The sequence below is a fragment of the Desulfovibrio sp. 1188_IL3213 genome, from assembly GCF_036763145.1.
Taxonomy (GTDB): Bacteria; Desulfobacterota; Desulfovibrionia; order Desulfovibrionales; family Desulfovibrionaceae; genus Desulfovibrio.
In genome coordinates, this window is the sequence record NZ_JBAIYR010000400.1 from 1 (window position 1) to 2,047 (window position 2,047).

At 59.6% G+C, this 2,047-nt stretch carries 2 protein-coding genes; both read right to left on the bottom strand.

The window, feature by feature from the left end; genetic code table 11:
• A partial coding sequence (locus V6C16_RS11895) for a type I glyceraldehyde-3-phosphate dehydrogenase (RefSeq protein WP_333534503.1) occupies positions 1-644 on the bottom strand: 644 nt, incomplete at its 3' end.
• 30 nt (positions 645-674) lie between these two features.
• Positions 675-1,601, bottom strand: coding sequence for a class II fructose-1,6-bisphosphate aldolase (fba, locus tag V6C16_RS11900; RefSeq protein ID WP_333534505.1), 927 nt, complete (start codon positions 1,599-1,601; stop codon positions 675-677).
• Positions 1,602-2,047 lie beyond the last annotated feature (446 nt).

The window sequence follows — 2,047 nt, forward strand, 5'->3', positions numbered from 1 at the left end:
ACGGCCTTGGCCGCGCCCGTGCTGGAAGGCACCATGGACACGGCGGCCGAACGGCCGCGACGCCAGTCCTTGTGCGAACCGTCCAGAATGCGCTGGCTCATGGTGTAGCTGTGGATGGTGGTCATAAGGCCATGACGGATGCCGAATTTTTCGTGCAGCACCTTCACCACGGGGGCCAGGCAGTTGGTGGTGCAGGAAGCGGCGGAAATGACCTTGTGCTTGGTGCAGTCGTACACGTGGTCATTGACGCCCATAACTATCATGGCGTCCACATCCTTGGCGGGAGCGGAAATAACGACCTTTTCCGCGCCACAGGCCAGATGCTGGGCCAGGCCCGCTCCGTCCTTGATGGTTCCCGTGGTTTCCACGGCTATGGTCACGCCAAGGCGCTTCCACTCCCATTCACCGGGTTTGCAGCGGGTGACGGCGATGTGACGGCCATTGACGATAATGCCGTTTTCATCATGGTCCACCGTGCCCGCAAAGTTTCCGTACGTGGAATCGTACTTGAAAAGATAGGCCAGGGCGGCATTGTCGGCGCGCGCGTTGATGGCGACGATTTGCAGATTCTGGTCATCGGCCAGCAGCCGCAGCAGGTAGCGGCCGATACGGCCAAAGCCGTTCAATCCCAGTTTGACGGGCATGTTGCGCTCCTTGGCGAAAACGTATGTTGTTTAGGCTTTGCCCGAAGATCCCATAACCGTGCGGATCTTGTGCGCCACCATCTGCCTTACGGCCTCCCGGGCCGGCTTGAGATAGGACCGGGGGTCAAATTCTTCAGGATGGTCCGCCAGGCACTGCCGGATGCAGGCCGTGACCGCCAGGCGGATATCCGTATCCACGTTGATCTTGCACACGCCCAGGGCGGCAGCCCTGCGCAGCATGTCTTCAGGCACGCCCCTGGCGCCGCCCACATTGCCGCCATACTGGTTGCACAAATCCACAAATTCCTGCGGTACGCTGGAAGCGCCGTGCAGCACCAGCGGATAGTCCGGCAGTTTTTTGCAGATGGCTTCAAGCCGTTCAAAGTCCAGTTTGGGCTCGCCCTTGAACTTGTACGCGCCGTGGCTTGTGCCGATGGCGATGGCAAGAGAATCGCAGCCTGTGCGCTCCACAAAGTCCACAGCCTCGTCAGGGTCGGTATAGACGTGCTCGTCCGACTGCACATGCTCTTCAATGCCCGCCAGCTTGCCCAGTTCGGCTTCTACCCAAACGCCACGGGGACGGGCGTAGTCCACCACCTGTCTGGTAAGGGCGATATTTTCTTCATACGGCAGATGGGAGCCGTCGATCATGACCGACGTAAAGCCGCCGTCGATGCATTCGCGGCACATTTCAAAGCTGGGGCCGTGGTCAAGATGCACTGCCACGGGTACGCTGGCGTCAACGGCCAGGGCGGCTTCCACCAGCTTCATGATGTAGGGCTGCCCCGCGTACTTGCGCGCGCCCGCCGACACCTGAAGGATGACAGGCGATTTTTCCTCGGAAGCCGCGCCCATGATGCCCTGGATGATTTCCATATTGTTGACGTTGAAAGCGCCAATGGCATAGCCACCGGCATAAGCGGCGGCGAACATTTCCTTGGGACTGGTAAGAGGCATGACTTCCTCCTTGTTTTTCTGGGGACATCTGTAAATACGCAGGCTGCAAAACGCTTCCGAACCCGGCCGCCGAAAAAAAACGTAACGATATACCTATGGCGCCGCGCAAACACTATGCCAGTGCAACAGTTTCCGGCGGCGCGGCCAACGGAAAAACGCGACCGGACAGGCGGCTGCCCCAAAAACACCTGTCGTATGGCCTGCTGAATTCATTCAGTTTACATGGCTGCTGTCTGTACAAAAAGCCGCGACAGCATGGCTAGCACCAAGCCCCGGCGCAGGCAAGAGCAATGTATACCAAAATCGCGCAAAGGGGAATGCCCCGACGCACCAATATGGCATGTCCCACATGACGGAGCGGCCTTTTTCAGCCTTCCGCCGCGCCCGGTGTCCGATGCGGCTCCGGGCTGGGAGCCAACCGTGCATCCGGCCTGTGATCCGTCCCG

Excerpts from the sequence above, each read along its gene's own strand:
- fba (WP_333534505.1), bottom strand. The coding sequence starts at position 1,601 with ATGCCTCTTACCAGTCCCAAGGAAATGTTCGCCGCCGCTTATGCCGGT.